Source organism: Micrococcus sp. EWR3.9.1 (assembly GCF_052615555.1).
In genome coordinates this window covers 26271-47176 of the sequence record NZ_JBQXFD010000016.1, presented here as the reverse complement: position 1 = coordinate 47176, position 20906 = coordinate 26271, and the positions used below count along the sequence as shown (strand labels likewise).

Here is a 20906-nt window from a genome sequence, read left to right as displayed (position 1 = left end):
CCTAGCCCGCCGCGGCCGTCCGCCCGCGGGCCCCTTCCCACCCGCGGGAGGCCTCACATCCGCTCGCGGCGGGCGAGACGGACGGCCGTAGCATGGAGAGGCCGTCGGTCCGTCCGACGCCGCCGACCCCCGACCGCCAGGAGTACCCGATGCGCCCGACCTCCCCTTCCCGCGCCCTGCGGCTCACGGGTGCCGTGGCGGCCGCGTGCCTGCTGGCCGGCTGCGCGGTCGCCCCCGACCTGGCCGAGGACTCGGCGTCCGACGACGGCGTGCCCCTGCCCGCGACGGAGGGGTATCAGCCGCTGACGGTCTACCTCGCCGTCGCCGAGGCGGAGGCGGTCCCGGGGACGAGCGGCCGGCCCTTCGGCTGCGGCGACCTGCTGGTGCCCGTGCAGACCGTGCCGACGGACACCGAGGACGAGGCGGACACCGCCCTGGACTTCCTGTTCGCGGACGAGCGCGGCTGGCACGGCGACCCGTCGCTGTGGAACGCCGTGTTCGACGCGCGCGAGACCCTCACCCCGACCGGGCACCGCCGCGCGGGCGACGTGGAGATCTTCACCTTCACCGGCACCGTGACGCCGGAGGACGAGTGCACGGCCGAGCGGATCCGCGCCCAGCTGCAGGCGACCGCCGCCGCCTTCACGTCAGCGGGACAGGTCCGGCTCGAGGTGGACGGCCGGGACCTCGACGACGTGTTGGGGCTCGAACCGCTCCGCCTCGGCGAGTCCGTGGACGTCCCGCAGGGGGACCCCACGCCGAGTGGGGAGCCGAGCGACGGATCCGGCGGGCAGACGTGGGCGCCGGAGGGCGAGTCGTCCTGGGGTCCCGCCGAGCCGACCCAGGGCACGTGGTCCCCCGGCCAGGAGCCGAGCGCCCCCTGACCGCGCGACCCGCCGTCGTCGCCCGTCATCGGACCTTCGGGCACGGCCGCGCCGTGCTATAGGGTGCCGAGCGTGCGGAACCTCCGAGATCACCTGTCCCAGCGCGCCGTCGGCGTGAAGCAGTCCGCGGTCCGCGACGTCTTCGACATCGCGATGGACCCGAACCTCATCTCGCTCGCGGGCGGGAACCCGTGGCTCGCCGACCTGCCCCTCGACGAGCTGGGCCGGATCGCCTCCGACCTGATGACCCGGTTCGGCACGGAGTCCCTGCAGTACGGCCCGGGCCAGGGCACCGAGGAGATGCGTGCCGCCGCGACCGCCGTGATGGCCGCCGACGGCATCCCGGACGCGGATCCCGACCTCGTGGTCATCACCCCCGGCTCGCAGGCCGCGATCGACACCGCCTGCCGGGCGTTCGCGAACCCGGGCGACGTCGTCGTGGTGGAGGACCCCACGTTCGTGGGCGCGTTGACCACCTTCACCACCTGGCAGCTCGAGGCCGTGGCCACGGGCACCGACGACCACGGCCTGGTGCCCGCGGCCCTCGACGAGACCCTGACCCGCCTGGCCGCCGAGGGCCGCCGCGTGGCCTTCCTCTACACGATCCCCTCGTTCGCGAACCCCTCGGGCGCCCTGCTGCCCCCGGGCCGCCGCGCCGAGGTGGGCGCGATCTGCGAGAAGCACGGCGTGCTCATCGTGGAGGACAACCCGTACGGGCAGATCGCGTTCGACGGCGAGCCCGTCGCCCCGATCGCCGCCGACCACCGGGACAACGTGGTCCACCTCGGCACGATGTCCAAGATCTTCTCCCCGGGCGTGCGCATCGGCTGGGCGCTCGTGCCGGCCGCGCTCAAGCGCGAGTTCTACCTGTGCGCGGAGTCCGCCTACATCCACGCGTCCACGTACTCGCAGATGCTCTCCACCGCCTTCGTCACGCAGCTGGACTGGCAGGGCCACGTCCGCCACGTGACCGGGCTGTACCGCGAGCGGGCCGCGGCGCTCGTGGACGCGGTGCGTGAGCACTGGGACCCGGCGGTCGAGTTCATCACCCCGCAGGGCGGCTTCTTCCTGTGGGCCACCCTGCCAGCCGGGGTGGACACCCTCGAGGTGATGCACCGCGGCATCGAGGCGGGCGCGGTGTTCGTGCCGGGGGCGGCCTTCACCCCCGTCGAGGGCACGCACTCCACCCTGCGCCTGGCGTACTCGTTCGTGGCGGCCGAGAAGCTCGTGGAGGGCGTGCGACGCCTGGCCCCGGCGGTGAACGAGTCGATCGACCGGGCCCGCTGAGCCGCGGCGGGCGCCCACGACGACGTCGGCCCGGCGCGTCTGCCGGACGTGCGACCTCTTCCCCGGGCCCGCGAGATCGTATACGATCTCGACCATGACGCAGAGCACACCGGATCCCACGCCCACCGTCACCGAGCACGACTTCACCGTCCGGGAGAACCGGCCGGGCAAGGTGCTCGCCGTCCACCTGAACTACCCCTCCCGCATCGCCCAGCGCGGCCGGTCCCCGCAGGCCCCCGGCTACTTCCTCAAGGCCGGCACCTCCCTCGCCCGCACCGGCGACACCATCGAGCGCCCCGCCGGCACCGAGCTGCTCGCCTACGAGGGCGAGATCGCGCTGATCATCGGCCGCACCGCCCGGCGCGTCAGCCCGAAGGAGGGCTGGTCGCACGTCTCCGGCATCACCGCCGCCAACGACTGGGGCCTCTACGACCTCCGCCACGCGGACAAGGGCTCCAACGTCAAGAACAAGTCCGGCGACGGCTACACCCCGCTCGGCCCCGCGGTGATCTCCGCCGCGGGCCTGGACCCGGCCGCCCTGCGCGTGCGCACCTGGGTCAACGGCGAGATCGTCCAGGACGACACCACCGAGGGCCTCGTCTTCCCGTTCGGCCAGCTCGTGGCCGACCTCTCGCAGCTCATGACGCTCGAGGAGGGCGACGTCATCCTCACCGGCACCCCCGCCGGCTCCTCCGTGGCCCAGCCGGGCGACGTCGTCGAGGTGGAGGTGGACGCCCCCAGCGCCCCCGGCGCACCGACCACCGGCCGCTTGGTGACGACGGTCGTCGACTCGGAGCACTCCCTGGCCCCGTTCGGCGCGCAGCCGCAGGTGGACGACGTGCAGCGCGAGGAGGCCTGGGGCTCCCGCGAGGCCGCCGGTCTGGCCCCGCAGGCCGCGGCGCCGTCGTCGTCCGCGGTGGACGAGAACGGCCACTGGGTCGCGAGCGCCCCGCAGCCGGACCGCTCCCTGCTGACCCCGGAGCTGCGCGCCAAGATCGACGCCATCGCGGTGGCCACCCTCACCGCCCAGCTGCAGAAGCGCGGCGTCCAGAACGCGACCATCGACGGCCCGCGCCCGATCCACCGGGGCCGGCGCGTCCTCGGCTACGCGAAGACCCTGCGCTACATCCCCAAGCGCGAGGACCTGGCCAAGGAGTTCGGCGGCGGCTTCAACGCCCAGAAGCGGGCCATCGATTCGGTGCAGCCGGACGACGTGGTGGTCATGGAGGCCCGTGGCGAGCACGGCACCGGCACCCTCGGGGACGTCCTGGCCCTGCGCGCCCAGGTGAACGGCGCGAACGCCGTGATCACGGACGGCGGCATCCGCGACTCCGCCGCCGTCGCCGAGGTCGGCCTCCAGGTGTACGCCGGCGCCACGCACCCGGCGGTGCTGGGCCGCCGTCACATCCCGTGGGAGGTCGGCGGCACCATCGCCTGCGGCGGCACCACCGTGCAGCCCGGCGACATCATCGTCGGCGACGACGACGGTGTGGTGGTTATCCCGCCGTCCCTGCTCCAGGAGGTTGTGGACGACGCCTACGAGCAGGAGCTCCAGGACGCCTGGGCGTACGAGCAGGTCAAGGCCGGCTACCCGGTGGACGGGATGTTCCCCCCGAACGCCGAGTGGAAGGCCACGTTCGCCGAGTACCGCAAGACCCTGCCGGACGCCCCGGCCCCGGAGGGCGACGCCTGAGCATGCGCCGCACGGACATCGGAACGGTCGGCCTCGCAGGCGCCCCCGTCTCCAAGGCGGACCGCGCCTACCAGGCGATCCTCGAGGGGATCCGGGACCAGCGCCACGAGCCGGGCGACCGGCTGGTGCTGTCCCAGATCGCCGCGGAGCTGGGCATGTCCGTGGTGCCCGTGCGGGAGGCGATCCGCCGCCTGCAGTCCGAGAAGCTGGTGGCCTACGAGCGCAACGTGGGCGCCACCGTGGTGGGCATCGACCCGGTCGAGTACCGCCACACCATGGAGACGCTGGCGCTGGTGGAGGGGTTCTCCACCGCCCAGTGCGCCCCGCACGTGACCGCCGAGGACCTCGCGGCGGCCCGCGAGGTGAACGCGACCATGCGCGCGATGACGGAGTCGGAGACGGCCTGGGACCCGGTGACGTTCACCGAGCTCAACCGCCGCTTCCACTCGATCCTGTTCGAGCATCACCAGAACGAGCACGTGCACGACCTGGTGCACCGCGGCTGGAACCGCCTGGCCGCGCTGCGCTCCTCCACGTTCGCGTACGTGCCCGGCCGGGCGGTGGCCTCCGTGGACGAGCACGAGCACCTGCTGCGCCTGATCGAGGACGGGGCGCGCTTCGAGGAGATCGAGGCCGCCGCCCGCGCCCACCGCCTGAACACCCTGCGCGCCTACCTGGAGCACGGTGCCGAACCGTCCGCGTGACCGCCGGCCGGACCGGCGCCGACGCCGTCGGCTCCAGGCCCCGATCATCAGACCCACCCGAAGCACTCAGTGAAAGAGACACCATGACGGAGAAGACCAGCATCGAGGCCCGCACGCCCGAGGGCCTGCCCGACGTCCTGCGCCACTACATCGACGGCGAGTTCGTCGACTCGATCGACGGCGACACCTTCGAGGTGCTCGACCCGGTGACCAACGAGCCGTACCTGACGGCCGCCTCCGGCAAGGCCGCGGACATCGACCGCGCCGTCGCCGCCGCGAAGCGGGCCTTCGAGTCCGGCGAATGGTCCCAGGCCCTGCCGCGCCAGCGTTCCCGTGTGCTGCACCGGATCGCCGACATCATGGAGACCCGCGGCGACCAGCTGGCCGAGATGGAGTGCTTCGACACCGGCCTGCCGATCAAGCAGGCGAGGGGCCAGGCCGCCCGCGCCGCCGAGAACTTCCGCTTCTTCGCGGACCTGATCGTGGCCCAGCACGACGACACCTTCAAGGTGCCGGGTCGCCAGATCAACTACGTGAACCGCAAGCCGATCGGCGTCGCCGGCCTGATCACCCCGTGGAACACCCCGTTCATGCTGGAGTCCTGGAAGCTGGCCCCGGCCATCGCCACCGGCAACTCGGTGGTCCTGAAGCCGGCGGAGTTCACCCCGCTCTCGGCCTCCCTGTGGGGCGGGATCTTCGAGGAGGCCGGCCTGCCCCAGGGCGTGTTCAACATGGTGCACGGCTTCGGCGAGGAGGGCTACGCGGGCGACCCGCTCGTGAAGCACCCGGACGTGCCGCTGATCTCCTTCACCGGCGAGTCCCGCACCGGCCAGATCATCTTCGCCAACGCCGCCCCGCACCTGAAGGGCCTGTCCATGGAGCTCGGCGGCAAGTCCCCGGCCGTGGTGTTCGAGGACGCGGACCTGGACGCGGCGATCGACGCGACCATCTTCGGCGTGTTCTCCCTGAACGGCGAGCGCTGCACCGCCGGCTCCCGCATCCTGGTCCAGCGTTCCGTCTACGACGAGTTCGTGGAGCGCTACGCCGCCCAGGCCTCCCGCGTGAAGGTCGGCCTGCCGGACGACGAGACCACCGAGGTCGGCGCCATCGTGCACCCGGAGCACTTCGAGAAGGTCATGTCCTACGTGGAGATCGGCAAGACCGAGGCCCGCCTGGTGGCCGGCGGCGGCCGCCCGGAGGGCTTCCCCGAGGGCAACTTCGTGCAGCCCACCGTGTTCGCGGACGTGGCCCCGGACGCCCGGATCTTCCAGGAGGAGATCTTCGGCCCGGTGGTGGCCATCACCCCGTTCGACACGGAGGAGGAGGCCCTGCAGCTGGCCAACAACACCAAGTACGGCCTGGCCGCCTACATCTGGACCAACGACCTCAAGCGCGCCCACAACGTCGCGCAGAACGTGGAGGCCGGCATGGTGTGGCTGAACTCCAACAACGTGCGGGACCTGCGCACCCCGTTCGGCGGGGTGAAGGCCTCCGGCCTGGGCCACGAGGGCGGCTACCGCTCGATCGACTTCTACACCGACCAGCAGGCCGTGCACATCAACCTCGGCGAGGTCCACAACCCGGTGTTCGGCAAGCAGGAGCAGGCCGCGGCGCAGATCGACGGCTGACCCCGCGCTGACCGGCGACCATGACGGCGCCCGCACCGTCCCCGCGACGGTGCGGGCGCCGTCGTCGTGGTGGGGCCGGGCCGGGTCTCTCCCCCGGCCCACCCGGCCCACCGACGCGGGGTGAGTTGTCGCGGGTGCCGGCGCCCCGGACCCGCGACAACTCAACCCGCGTTCCTCGAGAGCCTTTCCGTCGGTCGCCCGGATCGTATACGATCGAGCCCGTGACCGTGTCCCAGGCCACAGCGCACCGCCCCCTCACCAAGGAGCACCGATGACCAACCTCGAGAGCCGCCAGAAGACCTCCTCCGGCTTCTTCGTCACCAAGGAAGTCCCCATCGACCCGGAGAACCCCCTCCCCACCCCGACGTCCGAGGCGCCGGACATCCTGCGCTGCGCCTCGATGGAGCTCGTGGTCACGGACCTCGCCGCCTCCCGCGAGTTCTACGTGGACGTGCTCGGCCTGGTGGTCACCGAGGAGGACGAGGAGACCGTCTACCTGCGCTCCATGGAGGAGTTCATCCACCACAACCTGGTGCTGCGCCAGGGCGAGACCGCCGCCGTGGCCGCGTTCTCCTACCGCGTGCGCACCCCCGAGGACCTGGACAAGGCGGTCGCCTTCTACGAGGAGCTGGGCTGCCGCGTGGAGCGCCGGAAGGACGGCTTCGTCAAGGGCGTCGGCGACTCCGTGCGCGTCGAGGACCCGCTGGGCTTCCCCTACGAGTTCTTCCACGACGTCGAGCACGTGGAGCGCCTGGCCTGGCGCTACGACCTCTACACCCCGGGCGCCCTGGTCCGCCTGGACCACTTCAACCAGGTGACCCCGGATGTGCCGCGCGCCGCCCGCTACATGCAGGACCTGGGCTTCCGCGTCACCGAGGACATCCAGGACGAGAACGGCACCGTCTACGCCGCGTGGATGCGCCGCAAGCCCACCGTGCACGACACCGCCATGACCGGCGGCGACGGCCCCCGGATGCACCACGTGTGCTTCGCCACGCACGAGAAGCACAACATCCTGGCGATCTGCGACAAGCTCGGCGCCCTGCGCATGTCCGACCACATCGAGCGCGGCCCGGGCCGCCACGGCGTCTCCAACGCGTTCTACCTCTACCTGCGCGACCCGGACGGCCACCGCGTGGAGGTCTACACCCAGGACTACTACACCGGTGACCCGGACAACCCCGTGGTCACCTGGGACGTGCACGACAACCAGCGCCGCGACTGGTGGGGCACCCCGATCGTGCCGTCCTGGTACACCGATGCCTCCCGCGTGCTGGACCTCGACGGCAACCTGCAGCCGCTGGTCTCCCGCACCGACGACTCGGAGATGGCCGTGACCATCGGCGCCGACGGCTTCTCCTACACCCGCGAGGGGCAGGGCGAGGAGTCCATGCCGGAGTGGAAGCAGGGCGAGTACAAGCTCGGCAACCAGCTCTGACCGGCACGGCCGGCACCGCTTCGGGACACCACGACGACGGCGGGCACCCAACGCAGGTGCCCGCCGTCGGCGTCCGCCCTCCCTACCATCCTCCGCGTCTCCCCGCCCCACGCCGTTCGAGGCGGAAAATCCACCTCATTCGAGCCGGGAGGGCCAGTTTGAGCTCGATTTCCCGCCTCAAAGCGTGGGGAGCAGGGGTGTCCCGCCTCGCAGACGGGCGTCGGGGGGCTGGCCTGGCTCACGGTGCACCGCCGCAAGCCCGGGCTGGGCATCGGGACGCGCGCCCCGGACTGATCCGGGGCGGTGACAGGATGGCGACGGGGCCGGGGGCAGAGCCGCGTAATCGTATACGATCAAGGCCAGGCCCCTGCCCGTCGTCGTGAAGGAGACCGCTGTGCTGGACCACGAGACCCACCTCAAGATCGCCGACGAGCTGCACCGCGCGGGCATCGACCGCGTGCCCGTGCCGCGGCTGACCGCGCGCTACCCGGAGATGGAGATCGAGGACTCGTACGCCATCCAGCGCATCTGGGCCGAGCGTCAGGTCGAGGCGGGCCGCCGCAAGGTGGGCCACAAGATCGGCCTGACCTCCAAGGCCATGCAGGACGCGACCGGGATCGACGAACCGGACTACGGCGTGATCTTCGACGACCAGGTGTTCGAGTCCGGCCACGTGTACGAGTGGAAGAAGTACACCCATCCGCGCATCGAGATGGAGCTGGCGTTCGTGCTGCGGGACGAGCTGCGCGGGCCCGGCCTGAACCTGATGGACGTGCTGCGCGCCACCGAGTACGTGGTGCCCGCGCTGGAGGTGCTGGACTCGCGCATCGAGATGGCCGGCCGCACCATCACGGACACCATCTCGGACAACGCCGCCCTGGGCTCCCTGGTGATCGGCGGCCGCCCCGTGGGCGTGCACGACGTCGACCTGCGGTGGGTCTCCGGCATCCTCTCCCGCAACGAGGAGATCATCGAGACCGGCGTGGCCGCGGGCGTGCTGAACCACCCGGCCAACGGCGTGCACTGGCTGGCCAACCGCATCGCCGAGCACGGAGACGCGCTCGAAGCCGGTGAGATCGTGCTCGCCGGCTCCTTCACCCGCCCGATGTGGGTGTACGAGGGCGACACCGTCTACGCCGACTACGGCCCGCTCGGCACCATCACCTGCCGCTTCGCCTGACCCGCCCGTCGTCGTCGCCCCGCCCGCCCGCCCGCCCGCAACGCGGGTTGACCTATCACCAGTACGACCCCGCTCCACCCGCGACAACTCAACCCGCGTCGGGTGGAGGGCGCGGAGAACCCCGGAGGAACATCCCATGCCCGTCCGCCACAACCCGCAGCCGCTGTTCCGCGACCTCTTCACGCCCGAGGCCGTCGCCGCCCGTGGGGGCCGCCCCGCCGCCGGCATGTTCCTCTCCTCCGGGGACCCGACGACGGCGGAGATCTGCGCCGGCGCGGGCCTCGACTACCTGCTCATCGACGCCGAGCACGCCCCGCTGACCCTGCAGGACGTCCTCGCCCAGCTGCGCACGATCGCCGGCTACCGCGTGCCCACCCTGGTGCGTGTGCCGGCGCTGGACACCGTGGCCATCAAGCAGTTCCTGGACCTGGGCGCCCAGACGCTGCTGGTGCCCATGGTCGACGACGCCGCGATGGCCCGCAGCGCCGTGGCCGCCGCCCGCTACCCGGACGGCTCCGCCGAGGGCGGGGTGCGCGGCGTGGGCTCCGCCCTGGCACGCTCGGGCCGCTGGAACCGGATCCCCGGCTACCTGCCCGGCGCGGCGGACCACGTCTCCGTGATCGTGCAGATCGAGACGGCCGCGGGCGTGCGCAACGCCGACGAGATCGCGGCGGTGGACGGGATCGACGGCGTCTTCATCGGCCCCTCGGACCTCTCCGCGTCCCTGGGCCTGCTCGGCCAGCAGTCGCATCCGGAGGTGGTGGCGGCGGTGGAGGAGGTCATCGCGAAGGTCAAGGCCGCCGGGAAGATCGTGGGCGTCAACGCGTTCGTGCCCGCGCAGGCCGACGCCTACGCCGCCGCCGGTGCGGACTACGTCAACGTGGGCGCCGACGTCGCCCTGCTGGCCCGCGCCGCCGAGGCCCTCGCCGACCGCTGGTGCCCGGCTCCGAGCGACGCCGCGGGCGACGGGGAGGGCGCGCCCCGCGCGTCGTACTGACCTGGTCATCCCCTCACTTCGGGGCGCGAAATCCACCCCATGGACGCCCGATCCTGGCCCATGACGTGGATTTCCCGCCTCGAATGGCTCGGGGCCGGCGCCCCGGGGGACGTCACCGCCTCCTGCACAACCGCACCGGGCCCCCTCGCGCGTCCCCAGGCCCCCGCTCGTCTGTCTCGGGATGCCGACCGACGGAGCACGCTCGCCGCATGCCCCGTCGTCCCGCCCCGCTGCCGCCGTCGATCGACCCCACCGCCTTCACGGTCGATGACGCGCGCCGGGCGGGTGTGACGTGGTCCCGACTGCAGTCCTCAGACCTGCGGCGGCTGCGCCACGGCATCTACGGGCCGGCCGGCCCTGCGGCGGTCTCCGTCCGTGAGTGGACGATGGATGAGATCCGCGCGTATCAGCGGCGCCATCCCGACGTCGTCGTCAGCCATGAGACCGCCGCGCGCCTGCACGGCCTGACCGTGCCCGCACGGCTGTTGGCCCCCGGTGCGGTGCACGTCAGCGTCGGCACCTCGGGCGGCCGGCCGGTCCAGGCGGGTCTGGTGCCCCACCGCATCGAGGTGCCGGAGGGACAGCGGATGACGCGGGGCGGCGTGCTTGTGACGACGCCGGCCCGCACCCTGTGGGACCTGTGCGCGGCACGGGCGGCGCTCACGGAGCGGGACGTCGTCGTCGCCGGTGACGCCCTGCTCTGCCCGCCGTGGCTGCCCGGCGGCGGACGCGGGGATCCCGCCTACACCCCGGAGGAGCTCGTCCGATCGCTGGCCGAACGGGGACGTTTCCGGGGGCGCGGACTGGCCCGGGCAGCGCTGGCGAGGATGCGCGTGGGGGCGGATTCGCCGCGCGAGACGCGTCTGCGGCTGGCGCTCGTCGATGCCGGGCTGCCGGAGCCCGAGGTGCAGTGCCGGCTGGACCCGTCAGACCGCCGCGCTCCGACGGTCGACCTCGGGTATCGGCCGTGGCGCCTCGCGTTGCAATACGAAGGCGAGCACCACCGCACCGCCGAGCAGCAGGCCCGCGACGTGCTGCGCGACCGCTGGTGCGCCGACCACGACTGGCTCTCGATCAAGGTCATGTGGGCCGACGCTCGGAACGACTACGCGGACGTCGTCGCGCGGGTGCGGCGCCGGGCGGCCGCGTTCGGTGGGTGACCCGGTGAGATCCACGGTCACCGCAGTCCGCCACGGCCCCCCGTTTCGAGGCGGGAAATCCAGGTCAAAGCGCTCTGGTCCACGCCCGTGGGGTCGATTTCCCGCCTCCAAAGGACGGGTGCGGTGGGAGTCGGCCCGTGAACACCCGTGCTCCCCCACGTAGCGTGGCCCCATGACCACGTCCGTTCCCGCCCTGAGCTCGCATTTCGCCGACACCTTCCCCGAGCTCGCCCTGCCCTGGCAGGCCCAGGCCACGGACGGCCCGCAGCTCGTCCTGCTCAACGCCGGCCTCGCGGCGGAGCTCGGCCTCGACGCCGAGTGGCTCGCCACCGACGACGGCGTCCGCTTCCTCACCGGCGAGCAGCCCGGCCCGGGCGCGCGGCCGGTCGCGCAGGCGTACGCGGGCCACCAGTTCGGCCACTACTCTCCCCGCCTGGGTGACGGGCGCGCCCTCCTCCTCGGCGAGCTCACGGCTCCGGACGGTCGGCTCCACGACCTGCATCTCAAGGGCTCCGGTCGCACGCCCTTCGCGCGCGGCAACGCCGACGGGCAGGCCGTGCTCGGCCCCATGCTCCGCGAGTACGTGGTCTCCGAGGCGATGCACGCCCTCGGCGTGCCGACCACGCGGGCGCTGGCCGTCGTCGCCACGGGCCACCCGGTCCGCCGCGAGACCGTGCTGCCGGGTGCGGTGCTGGCCCGGACGGCCGCGTCGCACCTGCGCGTCGGCACGGCCCAGTACGCCGCGGCCCTCCCCGAGCAGGCGCACCCCACGGAGGTGCTGCGCCGGATCGTCGACGAGGCCATCGCCCGCCACCACCCGCACGCCACCGACGCCGAGCACCCCGCGCTCGCGCTCTACGAGGCGGTGATCGCCGCGCAGGCCGAGCTCATCTCCCGCTGGATGCTCGTCGGCTTCGTGCACGGTGTGATGAACACGGACAACATGACCCTGTCCGGCGAGACCATCGACTACGGCCCCTGCGCGTTCATCGACGCCTTCGACCCGGCCGCGAGCTTCTCCTCGATCGACACCCAGGGCCGGTACGCGTACGGCAACCAGGGGCCCATCGCCGCGTGGAACCTCGCCCGGCTCGGCGAGGCCCTCGTGCCCGTGCTCGACGACGACCCCGACCGCGCCGTCGCACTCGCCCAGGAGGCGCTGGGCAGGTTCCACGGCGCCCATCTCGCGGCGTGGCGGGGCGGACTGCGGGACAAGCTCGGCCTCCCGGCGTCGGTGGCGGAGGACGACGTCGCCGCGCTCACCGACCGCCTGTTCCCGTGGCTGGCCGCGGCGCGGACCGACTGGACCTCGTTCTGGGTGCGGCTGGCCGAGCACACGGCGGCGCCCGTGGACGACGACGCGGCGCGCACCGAGGCGGCACGGCTCGTCCCCGGCGCCCCGGACCCCGCGGGGCTCGCCGCCTGGCTCTCGGACTGGCGGGCGATGGGTCCCGATCCGGCCCGCATGCGCGCGGTGAATCCCGTCTACATCCCGCGGAACCACCTGCTCGACGAGGCTCTGACGGCCGCGGAGGGCGGGGACCTCACCGCCGTCCACCGGCTGCTCGAGGCCGTCACGGATCCCTTCACCCCGCGCCCCGGGTTCGAGCGGTACGCGGAGCCGGGGCCGGAGGACGGGGCCCCATTCGTCACCTACTGCGGCACCTGACCACTTTCGTCGACGAAACGGACGCCCTCCAGGCCGCTTTCGTTGACGAAATGGGCGCCCTCACCCCCGCGCCAGCGACTTCACCGGCACGGCCGGGTCCGCGAGCGCGGCGGCGTCCACCACGATCCCCCGGTCGATGATGCGCCGGGCGGCCTTGACGGTCATGGGGTCGTCGATCGACGCGGCCCCGCGCAGGGTCCCGTCCGCGGCCAGGGCGAAGCTCGCCACCACGACGCCGCGCACTTCGCGGTCCACGATCCGCCCGCCGGCCGGCACCGTCATGTCCCCCACGGCCTCCACGTGGGCGTCGTACCGGTCGGACCAGAACCACGGGGCGCCCGGGGCGTCCGCCTGCTCCCCCAGGATCGCCGCCGCGGCGGCCGCACCGGACCGCAGGGCCGGCTCCCAGTGCCGCGACGGCGCCCACGCGGACTCCCGGGCCCGCGCGGCATCGCCTACGGCCAGGATCCCGGGTACGGTCGTGCGGCCCATCGCGTCCGTGAGCACGCCGTCGGCCACCTCCAGACCGGCGTCCTCGGCGAGGGCGGTGTCCGGCACGGTGCCGCCGGCCAGCACCACGACGTCGGCGTCCACGGTCCGCCCGTCGTGGAGGTGGAGCCGGTGGGCGGCCGGCAGCGCGGCGCCACCGTCGGCGTCCTGGTGCTCGATCCAGGCCGCCCGGCCGACCTCGACCGCGACCCCGTGCTCGGCGTGCATCCGGTGCAGGCGGGCGGCCAGCGCCGGCCCGACCGCCGCGCGAGCCGGGGCGTCCGTCCCGGTCACGAGCGTCACCGCGGCGAGCGAGCGGCGCGCCGCGGCCGCGACCTCCGCCCCCGTGAAGCCGCCGCCCACGACCGCCACCTCGGTCCCGAACGTCAGGCGGTCGCGCAGGGTCTCGGCGTCGGCGCGGGTGCGCAGGGTGATCAGGTCCGGGTGGTCGGCGCCGGCGACGTCGAGGGCCCGGGGTCGCCCGCCCGTGGCGAGCACGACCGCGTCCGCCTCCAGGACCCGCCCGGAGGCCGTCTCCACCCGGTGGGGCGCGGGGCCGCCGTCGGGGTGGACACCGCCCGGCACCACCCGGACCGCCTCGTCCTCCACCAGCTCCACCCCGTGCTCGGCGAACCACGCCGGCGGGGCGAGCAGCAGGCGGTGCGCGTCCGCGTCGCCGGTCAGGAACTCCTTGCTCAGGGGCGGCCGGTCATAGGGCACGCCCTGCGGGTCCACGAGGGCGATCCCGCCCGCGAAGCCGCGGCGCCGCAGCTCGCGGACCACGGCGAAGCCCGCGACGCCGCCGCCCACCACGACGACCGCGCCGGGCATGCCTGCCGGGGCCTCGACGTCGTGGCTCATGCGCCCGGGATGAGGTAGAGCTGGCCCTCGCGCTCCTCGACGCGGTGCACGCCGACGCCCTTGGTGGCGGGCAGGCAGAGCGCCTCGCCGGTGCGCAGGCAGAACTGCGCGGCGTGCAGCGGGCACTCCACGCGGTCGTCCTCGAGCCAGCCCTCGGCCAGCGAGGCGTCCTCGTGGGTGCACGTGTCGTCGATCGCGTGGAACTCGCCCGCGTCCGTGTGGAACACCGCGACGTCGTCCCTCGTCCCCGCCGTCGCCGCCGGGACGACGATCGCCTCGCCCTCCGGGACGTCCGCCGCCGCGCCGATGTGGATCGGCTCCGCCATGGTCTGCCTCCTCTGGTTCCCGGGCCGGACGGCCCGTGGTGGTCTCCCGTCACCGTATCCCCCGGCGCGGACCCGACACCCCTCCGCTGTGCTCCGCCCCGGTGTGGAATCGCCTCCTCCTGTGAATGGATGAACCGGACATCACCGGGGCGTGAAATGACCCGACAAGCCTCCGAAAAATACTCCCGGGAATGGTCGATCACGCTACGATCACGACGGCTCTTCGGCCCTCATCCCACCCGCACCACGTCACCGCCCCGGGAAAGTGACACGGCCTGCGCCTGTCGCTCCTCGGGCACTCCACCTTCCGACGGCATCCGCATGAAGATTCTCCCGCCGCGCTCCGCCGCATCCCCCCGCCCGCTCGCGCCCGCCGTCGCGGTCGCCGCGCTCTCCGTCCTCGTCGGCGGCCTGCTCCCGCAGCAGCCGTCCGCGACCACCGAGGGCGCCCCCGACGCACGCCCTCGCGACGACGCCGCCCGCGCCACGACCGCCGGCACGGCCGCGACCCCCGCGTCGGCCGCTCCCGTCGAGGGCGCCGGCGTCGCGACCGTCCCGCAGGAGGGCGAGAACCTCGTCCCGGCCGAGGAGGCCCCGGCCGGCGTCGTGCTCGGCGAGCCCGTGGTGGACCGCCCGTTCACGGTGGCCGCCGCCGTGTGGGACGCCGCGGCGGACGACGCCGTGAAGCGCGTGGAGATCCGCGTGCGTCAGGACGGGGCCTGGGGCCCGTGGCTGGTCCTGGATCGGCCCGTCCTGCCCGAGGACGCCGCCCCCGCGCGCACCGGCACGGACCCGTTCGTCGCGTTCGGCGCGGACGGCGCCCAGCTGCGCGTGACCACCGTCGACGGCGCGGCCCCGGCCGGTCTCGAGCTGTCCCTCATCGACCCGGGCACGGCCGCCACGGACGAGACCGTCGCGAGCGCGCAGCCGGCGGTGACCGCCGAGCAGGCCACGGAGACGGCCGGCCTGCCCCGGGGTGTGAAGTCGAGCGCCGTCGTCGGGGGCGAGGAGCCCGCCGAGGCCCGCACCGTGGCCACGATCTCGGACGCCCGCGCGAAGATCCTTCCGGACGTGATCACCCGCGCACAGTGGGGCGCGGACGAGTCCTGGGCGGAGGACTCCCCGCAGTTCGACCAGGTGCGCGCCCTGACCATCCACCACACGGCCGGCACCAACGACTACACGCGCGCCCAGGCCGTGGAGCAGATGCGCGGCATCTACGCGTACTACACGAAGACCCTCGGCTGGGGCGACTTCCCGTACCACCTGATCACAGACCGCTTCGGCAACATCTACGAGGGCCGCCGTGGCGCCCTGGACTCGAACCCGCTGGGCACGCACGCGGGCGGGTTCAACCGGGGCACGATGGGCGTCTCCACGATGGGCAACTACGACGTGGTCGCCCCGTCCGAGGAGGTCGTGGACGCGATGGCCCGCGCCACCGCCTACTACCTGTACCGCGACGGGATCGACGCGCGCGGCCGGGTCACCCTGACCTCGGGCGGCAGCACGAAGTACGCCGCGGGCACGCCCGTCACCGTGGACACGATCTTCCCGCACCGGGCCACGTCCGCGACCGCGTGCCCGGGGCAGCACCTGATGGCCCGCTTCGACGACCTGCGGGACCGCGCCGAGGCCATCGCGACGGCGGCCGGCCAGCCGCCGGCAGCGGTCACCCCGGCTCCGACGCCGGCAGCGGCCACCCCGGCTCCGACGCCGGCCCCGACGACCGCGCCGTCGACCGCCGGCACGTACACGGTGCAGCCGAACGACGGCTGGTGGACCGTCGCCCGCCGCACCGGCGTGCCCGCGGCCACCCTCCAGGAGCTCAACGGCATGATCGAGTCGACCGTGCTCCACCCGGGCATGGTGCTGCGCACCGTCGCCGACCCGACCGCCCCGGATCCCACCCCGATCACCACCGGCACGTACACGGTGCAGCCGAACGACGGCTGGTGGGTCATCGCCCGACGGACCGGCGTGTCCGCCGCGGAGCTCCAGCGGCTCAACGGCATGACGGCGTCGACCGTCCTGCACCCGGGGATGGTGCTCCTCACGGCCGCCACGGCGCCGGCCGCCACGCCCGCTCCGGCCCCCGCCCCGGGCACGTACACGGTCCGCGAGGGCGACGGCTGGTGGATCATCGCCTACCGCACCGGCGTGACGATGGAGACCCTCCAGCGGCTCAACGGCATGACCGCGACCACCGTGCTGCACCCGGGGATGGTGCTGCGGACCGGCCAGACCGCCTCCGCCCCGGCGCCCTCGCCCGCCACGTACGTGGTCCAGGCGAACGACGGCTGGTGGCTCATCTCCCAGCGCACGGGCGTGCCCATGGAGCGCCTGCAGCGCCTCAACGGCATGACGGTCTCGACCATGCTCCACCCGGGCATGGTGCTGCGCACCGCCTGAGCACACCGCCGGGACGACGTCGGCCCGCACCTGCGCGTGCCGGTGCGGGCCGCCGTCGTCGGTTGAGTTGTCGCCGGTCGCAGGCCGCCGCACCCGGGATAAGTCAACCGACGTTGCTCGCCACGAGAAGTCGACGAGGGTGCGCGCCGCCTCAGTCCTGTGGGGCCAGCTCCCCGTCCACGAGGTGCCAGCGCCGATCACAGGCGGCCGCCACCCTCGGGTCATGGGTCACGACCACCACGGCCCGCTCAGGCCCCACGGCTCCGCGCAGCAGGTCGACGACGTCCCGCGTCCTCGCCTGGTCCAGCGCACCCGTCGGCTCGTCCGCCAGGACCAGCGGCGGCTCGTTGATGAGAGCCCGGGCGACGGCCACCCGCTGCTTCTCCCCGCCGGAGAGCGTGCGGGCCCGGTGACCCGTGCGCATTCCCAACCCCACCCGCTCGAGGGCCTCCCCCGCGCGGCGTCGCTGCTCCCCACGCGGGACCCGGTCCGGGCCGTAGCGCAGGGGCAGCATCACGTTCTCCAGTGCGGTGGCGTGCTCCATGAGGGCGAAGTCCTGCAGGACGATGCCGCACCGCTGGTTCCGATACCGGTCCCCGCCCTGGCTCCACGGCTCCGGGAGAGGTTCGCCCCCGAGCAGGACGCGACCCGAATCCGGGGAGTCCAGGCACGCGAGGATCCGCAGCAGGGTGGATTTCCCGGACCCGGAGGGCCCGGTGACGGCGTGCATCTCACCGGCCGGAACCAGCAGAGAGGCCCCCCGGAGGACGGGCACCGCCTCCCCGCCGGAGAGGAACGTCTTGTCCACGTCGTGGACCTCGAGGAGGGTCATGCGGTCTCCTTGGTCGGCCGGTGGCGGCGGGGGCGGCGACCGAAGGTCGCCGCGAGTGCGCGCCAGGAGGACAGGGTGGCGACGGCGCCGATCGCCATGACGGCGATGAGCGCGGTGGACGTCAGACCGGTGGGCGGCGGCCCCGGCAGGGCGGACGCGCCCGCGGTGAGACCGACGGCGGCCGGCAGGACCCACGCGAAGAGCACGGGAACGATGATCCGCACCGCGGCCTGCCAGCGGGCGGCACCCACCATCGCGGCGATCCGCCAGGTGGGGGCGAGAGCCCGGGCGAGCACGCCGAGAACGCCGAACAGGGAGACGACGGCGCCGAGCACCGCCGCGCCGAACAGGACGAGCAGCGTGCGGGAGCTGGCGCTCAGAGACTGCAGGAGCGCGGAGGACTGCGGGGTCAAGGGCTCAGCGGTGACCACCAGAGCGTCCGTTTCGAGGGCTCGTCCTGCCGCATCCAGTGCCGGGACGGCATCCTGGCCCAGGACGATGGTGCGCAGCAGGAGGCCCTCCAACGCGTCTGGCGGGTACAGGCTCGCCAGCATCGAGGTCGGGACGACCACCAGGACGGCTTCGTCCAGCGGAACCGATCCCATCATCGGATCCAGAGCGGTGGCGCCCGGCGCCAGCCGTCCGGTCACCGGGATCATCGCCTCCTGGAACTGCACACGCGTCGGCGGCGGCAGGACGCCCCCGACCGTGAGCGCGTACGGGTCCTTCGCCGAGGAGTCGCTGCCCAGCACCGCGTAGGGAGCGGCAGTGCCGCCGGCGTCGCGATGCGGGGACTGACCCGTCGGAGACATCGTCTCGTCGAGACCGGACCCGGCGAAGAAGTCCTCGGTCACCAGCAGGGCGCCGGGGAGGTCGTCGCCGAATCGGTCCCCGTAGGGGTCCATCGTGTACGCCGTCCGGTGCGGGTCCGCCAGGAGTGCCAACAGCGCGGCCGTACGCCGACCGTCGTCGGCGGAGTCGGCCGTGGAGTCGGCAGAGAAGTCGGGCTCGGGCGGCTCCTGCTGCGAGTCGCCAGGCGCGGCGCCGCCTCCCTCCAGATCCCCTGGCCCCGCGAGATAGAAGCCCCGCAACGAGGCCGCACCGAGCTGCTCCCACCGCTGCAGGTGCCGATCGATCTCCTGCGCCTCGCTCGCCTGCTGGAAGGACAGTCCCAAGAGCGAGCACGAGGCGACCGCGTGGACGAAGGCGACCAGCACCAACGGCCAGAACCTCAGGGTGTCGCGCAGCCCGTCGCTCCAAGCCACGCCGAGACTCCGGAGGCTCACCGGGGCGCTCGCATCCAGAGGGAGACCACATGGGTCGCCGCCACGAGCACGGCATCACCCAGCAGCACGACCAGGATCACGCCACTTGCGACGAGCGGGGACGGTTCCGTGACCGCGCCGGTCAGCACCATCCCCTGCCACAGCGCGGCCGAGATCCCCGCAGCGCCGAGGAACGGCACCAGGCTCACGCGAGCCCGAGACACGGCGGCCCGGAGCGGGGAGACCCCGAGCAGGCGCAGCACCCGCAAAGAGGGACGTTCCCCCGCGCGCAGAGTCAGCACCCAGAACGCCGTGACGCTCATCAGAGTGAGGCCGGTCAGCGACGAGGTCACGCCGAGCACGGGCGTCCCGAGCGACGCGGTCATCGCCGTGGGTGCCGGCGCCGCGTCGACTTCCAGGCCGGCGGTTCGCAGGTTCTGCAGGAATCCGTCCAGGTCGGCGGGTCGCCCACGAGGAACCCGACGTAGGCGGCGGCGTTGTCGAACGCCGGGGTCGGCTGGATCACCCCGTCCGAGGGCAGTCCTCGCCAGCGGGCCGATGAGGCGAGGGCCACAGGCCGGCCCGCCAGTTCCCCCTCCCCCGCTGCGCGATCGGCCAGCACACTGCCCTCGCGCACCAGGAAGCCCCGTTCCATGCGCAGAGAATTCAGCATCTGCTCGTCGACACCCGCAAGGCACGGGGCCGTCGGGCCGGTCAGATGGCTTACCCGCGGGTCCGCCCCGTTGGCCATCAGGGTCAGGTTCCGCCCGGTCAGGGCGGCCTCCGTGGCGGACCAGACCTCGCCGCTGCCTCCGATGCCGACATCCCACACCGCGTCGCCGCACTCGGCGGCACCGAAGTACTGCCGCTGGTGGACGGACATGGAGCCCACGAGGCTCAGCGCCAGCCCGCACAGTGCCACGAGCAGCACGGCACGGGTGACGAGCAGCCCGAGCGTCCGGAGTCCCCTGCCCGTCACGGTCAGTTCCCACCAATGGGCTCGGACAGGGCCCCGTACTGCACCCGCGCCACAGCACCGACCGCAGCGGCTCCCCACGCCGCAGTCTTCCTGAGCAGGGCCATGATGGCCTCCTTGCTGTGTGGCACCCAGAGGATCCCCTGATCCCCTGTGACGCCTCCCACATCCCTGTGAGTAGGGTACTCATCCCCCCCCGACGGGGTGTCAAGGAGATTCCTCGGCGCATTCCGACCGCGCTCGGGGGCCTCGCCCGTGCCGTGCCGCTGGCCTTTCACGGCGCGGGGCGGCCTGCCGGCCGACGTCGTCGGTTGAGTTATCACCGGTCGTAGGCCGCCGCACCCGGGATAAGTCAACCGACGTTGCTCCCCAGGACAAGTCGACGACGGCGCAGGCCTCCGAGAGCCCGTGGGGCCGGTGGCTGCGGCGCCGCGGCTCAGTCCTCGAGCTTCTCGAACCGCACGCCGGGGTGCGCCGCCTCCAGCTCCTCCCACGTGATGCCGTGCAGCTCGCGGACCCGCACGACCCCGGAGGCGTCCAGCAGGAAGACGCCCCGATCCGCGTAGATGCGGGAGACGCAGCCGACGCCGGTGAGGGGGAACGTGCACTCGGCCAGCAGCTTCGGATCGCCCTTCTTGGTGAAGAGATCCATCATCACGTAGGTGTCCTTGGCGCCGATCGCCAGGTCCATCGCACCCCCGACGGCGGGGATCGCCCCGGGCTTGCCCGTGGACCAGTTGGCGAGGTCGCCGGTCGCGGAGACCTGGTAGGCGCCGAGGACGCACACGTCCAGGTGGCCGCCGCGCATCATGGCGAACGAGTCGGCGTGGTGGAAGTACGCGGCCCCGGGCAGCTCGGTGACGGGGATCTTGCCGGCGTTGATGAGGTCTTCATCGATCTGCTCGCCCTCGGCCTGCGGGCCGAAGCCCAGCATGCCGTTCTCGGTGTGCAGGGTGACGTTCTTCTCCGCCTCCAGGTAGTTGGACACCGTGGTGGGCTGGCCGATGCCCAGGTTCACGAAGGAGCCGGGGGCGATGTCCGCCGCGATCGTACGGGCCAGTTCGTCCTGGGTCAGCGGGGTGTCGGTCTGGGTGATGCTCATCGC

General features: G+C 73.3%; 18 protein-coding genes. 11 read left to right on the top strand and 7 right to left on the bottom strand.

Annotated features, from left to right (window positions below):
- Nucleotides 1–149: 149 nt before the first annotated feature.
- The 10 genes from ACUJ8O_RS09710 to ACUJ8O_RS09665 all read left to right on the top strand — a co-directional run bounded on the left by ACUJ8O_RS09710 (nt 150) and on the right by ACUJ8O_RS09665 (nt 12640).
- Nucleotides 150–884, top strand: a complete 735-nt coding sequence (locus tag ACUJ8O_RS09710; protein ID WP_445373343.1) for a hypothetical protein — start codon at nt 150–152, stop codon at nt 882–884.
- Between the two features lie 72 nt (nt 885–956).
- Nucleotides 957–2171, top strand: a complete 1215-nt coding sequence (locus ACUJ8O_RS09705; protein WP_127435124.1) for an aminotransferase-like domain-containing protein — start codon at nt 957–959, stop codon at nt 2169–2171.
- Nucleotides 2172–2265: 94 nt separating this feature from the next.
- Nucleotides 2266–3864: a fumarylacetoacetate hydrolase family protein gene (locus ACUJ8O_RS09700; RefSeq protein ID WP_036339688.1), complete on the top strand. Its 1599-nt coding sequence runs from the start codon at nt 2266–2268 to the stop codon at nt 3862–3864.
- Between the two features lie 2 nt (nt 3865–3866).
- Nucleotides 3867–4568, top strand: a complete 702-nt coding sequence (locus tag ACUJ8O_RS09695; protein ID WP_036339691.1) for a GntR family transcriptional regulator — start codon at nt 3867–3869, stop codon at nt 4566–4568.
- An 83-nt stretch (nt 4569–4651) separates the two neighbouring features.
- Entirely contained in the window at nt 4652–6196 is a 1545-nt protein-coding gene (gene hpaE / locus ACUJ8O_RS09690; protein ID WP_445373342.1) for a 5-carboxymethyl-2-hydroxymuconate semialdehyde dehydrogenase, read from the top strand.
- Nucleotides 6197–6467: 271 nt separating this feature from the next.
- Nucleotides 6468–7634, top strand: a complete 1167-nt coding sequence (gene hpaD, locus ACUJ8O_RS09685; RefSeq protein WP_113914330.1) for a 3,4-dihydroxyphenylacetate 2,3-dioxygenase — start codon at nt 6468–6470, stop codon at nt 7632–7634.
- A 394-nt stretch (nt 7635–8028) separates the two neighbouring features.
- A complete protein-coding gene (locus ACUJ8O_RS09680; RefSeq protein WP_119217764.1) occupies nt 8029–8814 on the top strand; it encodes a 2-keto-4-pentenoate hydratase in 786 nt (261 codons plus the stop codon).
- Between the two features lie 136 nt (nt 8815–8950).
- Nucleotides 8951–9811, top strand: a complete 861-nt coding sequence (locus ACUJ8O_RS09675; protein ID WP_095347673.1) for an HpcH/HpaI aldolase family protein — start codon at nt 8951–8953, stop codon at nt 9809–9811.
- Nucleotides 9812–10020: 209 nt separating this feature from the next.
- Nucleotides 10021–10971 carry a hypothetical protein gene (locus tag ACUJ8O_RS09670; RefSeq protein ID WP_095347672.1) on the top strand — a complete coding sequence of 317 codons (951 nt, stop codon included), beginning with the start codon at nt 10021–10023 and terminating at the stop codon, nt 10969–10971.
- A gap of 172 nt (nt 10972–11143) precedes the next feature.
- A complete protein-coding gene (locus tag ACUJ8O_RS09665; protein WP_095347671.1) occupies nt 11144–12640 on the top strand; it encodes a protein adenylyltransferase SelO in 1497 nt (498 codons plus the stop codon).
- A gap of 60 nt (nt 12641–12700) precedes the next feature.
- Here ACUJ8O_RS09665 and ACUJ8O_RS09660 read toward each other — a convergent pair whose 3' ends face one another.
- Complete coding sequence (locus tag ACUJ8O_RS09660; RefSeq protein ID WP_445373341.1) at nt 12701–13990, bottom strand: NAD(P)/FAD-dependent oxidoreductase; 1290 nt, start codon at nt 13988–13990, stop codon at nt 12701–12703.
- On the bottom strand, nt 13987–14316 hold the full coding sequence (locus ACUJ8O_RS09655; RefSeq protein WP_100059285.1) for a bifunctional 3-phenylpropionate/cinnamic acid dioxygenase ferredoxin subunit: 330 nt from the start codon (nt 14314–14316) through the stop codon (nt 13987–13989). The genes ACUJ8O_RS09660 and ACUJ8O_RS09655 overlap by 4 nt, the downstream gene beginning before the upstream one ends.
- 321 nt (nt 14317–14637) lie before the next feature.
- On the opposite strand from ACUJ8O_RS09655, the gene ACUJ8O_RS09650 reads away from it, so the two are divergent.
- A complete protein-coding gene (locus ACUJ8O_RS09650; protein WP_445373340.1) occupies nt 14638–16728 on the top strand; it encodes a LysM peptidoglycan-binding domain-containing protein in 2091 nt (696 codons plus the stop codon).
- A gap of 151 nt (nt 16729–16879) precedes the next feature.
- Here ACUJ8O_RS09650 and ACUJ8O_RS09645 read toward each other — a convergent pair whose 3' ends face one another.
- From ACUJ8O_RS09645 to ACUJ8O_RS09625, 5 genes are all read right to left on the bottom strand, one after another.
- The gene (locus ACUJ8O_RS09645; protein ID WP_152744094.1) at nt 16880–17560 is read right to left on the bottom strand and encodes an ABC transporter ATP-binding protein; all 681 of its coding nucleotides are present in this window, start codon (nt 17558–17560) and stop codon (nt 16880–16882) included.
- Nucleotides 17557–18825 carry a hypothetical protein gene (locus ACUJ8O_RS09640; protein ID WP_152744093.1) on the bottom strand — a complete coding sequence of 423 codons (1269 nt, stop codon included), beginning with the start codon at nt 18823–18825 and terminating at the stop codon, nt 17557–17559. The genes ACUJ8O_RS09645 and ACUJ8O_RS09640 overlap by 4 nt, the downstream gene beginning before the upstream one ends.
- Before the next feature lie 17 nt (nt 18826–18842).
- Nucleotides 18843–19211, bottom strand: coding sequence for a hypothetical protein (locus ACUJ8O_RS09635; RefSeq protein WP_036339719.1), 369 nt, complete (start codon nt 19209–19211; stop codon nt 18843–18845).
- Nucleotides 19208–19804, bottom strand: a complete 597-nt coding sequence (locus ACUJ8O_RS09630; RefSeq protein ID WP_036339720.1) for a hypothetical protein — start codon at nt 19802–19804, stop codon at nt 19208–19210. Before ACUJ8O_RS09630 ends, ACUJ8O_RS09635 begins: the two co-directional genes overlap by 4 nt.
- A 433-nt stretch (nt 19805–20237) precedes the next feature.
- Nucleotides 20238–20903: a 3-oxoacid CoA-transferase subunit B gene (locus ACUJ8O_RS09625; RefSeq protein ID WP_020624468.1), complete on the bottom strand. Its 666-nt coding sequence runs from the start codon at nt 20901–20903 to the stop codon at nt 20238–20240.
- Nucleotides 20904–20906 lie beyond the last annotated feature (3 nt).

Coding starts and splice junctions, on each gene's coding strand:
- ACUJ8O_RS09710 (WP_445373343.1), top strand. CDS start 150: ATGCGCCCGACCTCCCCTTCCCGCGCCCTGCGGCTCACGGGTGCCGTG.
- ACUJ8O_RS09700 (WP_036339688.1), top strand. CDS start 2,266: ATGACGCAGAGCACACCGGATCCCACGCCCACCGTCACCGAGCACGAC.
- ACUJ8O_RS09695 (WP_036339691.1), top strand. CDS start 3,867: ATGCGCCGCACGGACATCGGAACGGTCGGCCTCGCAGGCGCCCCCGTC.
- hpaE (WP_445373342.1), top strand. CDS start 4,652: ATGACGGAGAAGACCAGCATCGAGGCCCGCACGCCCGAGGGCCTGCCC.
- hpaD (WP_113914330.1), top strand. CDS start 6,468: ATGACCAACCTCGAGAGCCGCCAGAAGACCTCCTCCGGCTTCTTCGTC.
- ACUJ8O_RS09675 (WP_095347673.1), top strand. CDS start 8,951: ATGCCCGTCCGCCACAACCCGCAGCCGCTGTTCCGCGACCTCTTCACG.
- ACUJ8O_RS09670 (WP_095347672.1), top strand. CDS start 10,021: ATGCCCCGTCGTCCCGCCCCGCTGCCGCCGTCGATCGACCCCACCGCC.
- ACUJ8O_RS09665 (WP_095347671.1), top strand. CDS start 11,144: ATGACCACGTCCGTTCCCGCCCTGAGCTCGCATTTCGCCGACACCTTC.
- ACUJ8O_RS09660 (WP_445373341.1), bottom strand. CDS start 13,990: ATGAGCCACGACGTCGAGGCCCCGGCAGGCATGCCCGGCGCGGTCGTC.
- ACUJ8O_RS09655 (WP_100059285.1), bottom strand. CDS start 14,316: ATGGCGGAGCCGATCCACATCGGCGCGGCGGCGGACGTCCCGGAGGGC.
- ACUJ8O_RS09650 (WP_445373340.1), top strand. CDS start 14,638: ATGAAGATTCTCCCGCCGCGCTCCGCCGCATCCCCCCGCCCGCTCGCG.
- ACUJ8O_RS09645 (WP_152744094.1), bottom strand. CDS start 17,560: ATGACCCTCCTCGAGGTCCACGACGTGGACAAGACGTTCCTCTCCGGC.
- ACUJ8O_RS09635 (WP_036339719.1), bottom strand. CDS start 19,211: ATGACCGCGTCGCTCGGGACGCCCGTGCTCGGCGTGACCTCGTCGCTG.
- ACUJ8O_RS09625 (WP_020624468.1), bottom strand. CDS start 20,903: ATGAGCATCACCCAGACCGACACCCCGCTGACCCAGGACGAACTGGCC.